General features: G+C 46.3%; 2 protein-coding genes and 1 pseudogene. 1 reads left to right on the plus strand and 2 read right to left on the minus strand.

Annotation, left to right across the window (positions count from 1 at the left end):
* Positions 1-199 (plus strand): annotated as a pseudogene (locus tag F6K37_RS34810) (RNA-guided endonuclease TnpB family protein); the annotation flags it as partial.
* A gap of 12 nt (positions 200-211) precedes the next feature.
* Here the strand turns inward: F6K37_RS34810 and F6K37_RS34815 are convergent.
* Positions 212-2,959, minus strand: a complete 2,748-nt coding sequence (locus F6K37_RS34815; protein ID WP_044492656.1) for a DEAD/DEAH box helicase — start codon at positions 2,957-2,959, stop codon at positions 212-214.
* 502 nt (positions 2,960-3,461) lie between these two features.
* Positions 3,462-3,645, minus strand: a 184-nt coding sequence (locus tag F6K37_RS34820; protein WP_287255399.1) for a hypothetical protein, incomplete at its 5' end; no start/stop codon positions are given.

The following is a 3,645-nucleotide window of genomic DNA, read 5'->3' on the forward strand; positions in this document are numbered from 1 at the left end:
CGTCTGCAAATGTGGTTGTAAATTAGACCGAGACCACAACGCCGCAGTCAACATCCTGAAAAAAGCCTTGGGTACGGTGGGGCACACCGGAACCTGGATCATCGATCCGAACACTTCGGGAGATTTAACCTCTACTGTTCTTGGTTCCGGCCAGGTTCAGCAAGTCGAATCGTTGAGCGAAGAATCCCCGCTTCAATAGGCGCGGGGAGTGTCAATTGACTCGCTCATTAACCGGAAAGCGGTCAAGTAACTGAGCAGCACGAATCGCATTAGCTTTTAAAGACTCTGGTAGAGGCAACACATGGGGAATTTGGGATAATATATCTAAGGTTCGACGTAAGATTCGCACCACATCCCCTTCATCTAAACTGCTATTTCCGCATAGCTCCCGCCAGGATTTGCCTAATGACCACTGTTCTATTAGACCAATTAACCTATCCTCTGACCAAACCGGTAAGGCGACATGATATCGACGCTGTAGCTGAAATACTTGACGCCGAATCCTCCTGAGGTTTCCCAATGCTTCTAGCACTTCCTCACTTGGTTTATAGTTTGTCCAACTATCCGGTCTAGGGGTTTCGGTAACTATAGCAGAGCAAGCTGCTGCCAGTTGGTGGGGGTCTAAGTCATCTAATTCTCCCGACAGCATGGCTAAAGCTAGCCACAACTCATTTTCTCCCCGAACCGAAGCAGCCACTTGCCCCAGAACAGTGGGAGTTAAGTCCTCCAAAGAGCCAGATTCCTTTAAAATTTCAATCAGGTTCAGAAATTCGTGCCAATGCTGAGCCTGGTATTCTCGGAATTTAGTTTGACGTTGGTTAATTTGCTCCTGCAAAAACAACCGTTTTTTGTGGCGTTTGATCAGTTGAGAGGGATTACCCCACTGACGAAGAGCATGGGTTTCCATTTGACCCTCTAGATCAGCAACAACACCTTGTTGCTCCCTCACTTCTGGAGCAACCCAGAGTTGAGCAATAGTGGGGACTTGGTTAGCCAAGGCTTCAGTATCTTCATTTCCGCCTTTGACTTGACCTGGCTTAATCTCAAGTCCCTCTAGAGGCTGGAGAGTTCCAATATCAAGGTATCGAAGAGTGATAATGTCAGAGGATTCACCTTGAGTTGAGCCGGTTGAGTAATCTTCCGTAGAGCCATTGGATACTTGGTCATCGGCCACTTCAGGAAAGCCATCTAACCCCATCACATCAGCAGTTGTTGCCACATACCATCGGTTAGCAGCACTTAAGCACACCAGATAGGGGAATTGACCGGAACCCTTTTGTTTAGACACTAAAACAGCTGGAACAGGAGAAGACACTGGCACATGCTTGCCCTTGAGATAGAGAATGGCTCCCGATTCCACCTGTTGTAACACTTGGGATACGGCTTTAGAAACAGATACCTCTGCTTGGTGTTGCAGGTCTTTAAGAATGCGGCGCTCTACTTTCAGGTGTTCCTTCAGTTTTTGATAGCCTTCCATTACTGCCACATCTACCGGTGCCAGTTGAAAATCAATTCTGGTCAGTTCCGCAGTCAGTTCAGTAATTGCCTGTTGTTGAGGTTTTAGGTACAAAGTAGCTAGGTACTGAGCAAAGCTGCGTTCAACTAACTCCTTGGCTTGAGGCAGAGAGTGAGTTTGCAACAAATTCAGTACCATACCATAGGTAGGGGTAAACTGACTAACTAGGGGATCAGCACCAGCAGTTGCTAGATAAGCCGCCTCCTTAGCCCCTTCAAAGGGGGTTTGCACGGTCACCACATAGCCATTGGTATCCATCCCTCGCCGTCCTGCTCGTCCAGCCATCTGCAAAAATTCAGAGGCAGTGAGTAGCCGGTGTCCTCGGTCAGTACGCTTAGATAGACTGGAAATAACCGTGGTACGAGCAGGCATATTAATTCCTGCTGCTAGGGTTTCTGTCGCAAATACCACCTTCACTAGTCCTTGTTGGAATAGTTCTTCTACTAGACCTTTCCAAGCAGGTAAAATTCCAGCATGATGGGCAGCTATACCTCGGTAGAGGGGGTCAATTTGTTTGGTTCGAGCTGCTTCTGGATTCTTAGTGATAAATTCATCAATCCGTTTCTTGAGTCGAGCTGCTTCTTGTTCATTGACCAGGGATATTGGACCCATCTCATCTACTGCCTTATCACAGCCTCGGCGGCTAAAGATAAAGTAAATAGCTGGTAACATCTCCCGTTTTTTTAGTTTGCTCACCACAGAGCTAATGCTGGGGCCCTCCGGACGTCCATGTTTGTCCTTGCTTTTAGGACGCCTGGTTTTGAGGGAGTTGTTAATCTTGGTTTGGTCGTCATTCAGCAGGGAGACAATTCCCTTGGGATGGGCAAAGTAAAACTCTAGGGGAACAGGTCGGAAGTCAGAGTAAATTAGCTGAGTGGAGCCATGAACTTGATTGAGCCAGTCGGTCAGCTGGTCAGAATTGGCAACAGTGGCAGAGAGGGCAACAATTTGGATATCTGGCGGACAATAGATAATTGATTCTTCCCAAACCGTGCCTCGTTGTCGGTCATTCATGTAGTGACATTCGTCTAGGATGACCGCCTCAACCCCTAGCATAGAGGCTCCCACTTGACCAATTGGGGTACCATAGAGCATATTACGGAAGATTTCCGTAGTCATCACTAAGACAGAAGCTTCCCGGTTGACCGAGGAATCACCGGTAACTAGACCGACTTTGTCTGCGCCAAATTTTGCCCGAAAATCCCTTAGTTTCTGGTTGGAGAGCGCTTTGAGGGGGGTGGTGTAGAAAACACGTCCCCCTTGAGACAAAGCACGATAAATGGTATATTCTCCAATCAGGGTTTTCCCAGAACCAGTCGGAGCACAGACAACTACTGACTGACTATGATTGAGAGCCTCAATTGCCTGTTTTTGGAACTCATCGAGTTCAAAGGGAAATAGGTTGTTCGGGTCAAGGTCTACTGATGAAGTAGCAATATTCACACAAGGTTTTTCCAATAAGGTATATGATCGTTAGGTGTTGCTTGTAATTACGTAGTCCATTGGTTGTATATCTTGATTGTATGTTAGTTAATTAATTGAGAGGGTGTACACCATTTTACTCAAGATACCCCTGGTGTATTTATAGGTAGTTGTTTACTATAACAAAGGGCGAGACAAACTTGAAGTGTTGTAGAACAAGGGTTTGAGGCTATTCCCAAAAACTATTCCGATCGGGGATTATCCATAGAAATCCGTATCCTACTCTACTTGTAAGTCTTCCTCCTGTTCTATCAAGATAACGTCCAAACCTTCATGACCATTGATATTCAGGGTTAGTAAACAGCTAGATAAAATGTCGCAGAGTCTACCAAAAACTCTTATTATTTGTTACACTTAAATTAGGGTAACACCGACAGGGATTATTATGTAACTTAAATTAAAGCCGAAAACCAAGGCTTTAATAGTTGCGGTTACATCCCGGTGTTAAACTTTTTTGACATTTTTATGGCGCTCGCGGGATATTCCCGAGAGCTTTGGGAGATACCCCCTGGATGCTATGGCATCTTGCATTGGCGAGCCTTGGTCTATCTTGGTAGACTTTGGTAGCTAAAAAGTATCGGTTCAGGTATTTGTGGGGACTGTGGTTGTACCGGAACCCTGGCCACTGGACGGCTGGTACACTGGGG

Origin of the sequence: Moorena sp. SIO4E2, assembly GCF_010671945.1 — a bacterium.
Classification (GTDB): Bacteria; Cyanobacteriota; Cyanobacteriia; order Cyanobacteriales; family Coleofasciculaceae; genus Moorena; species Moorena producens.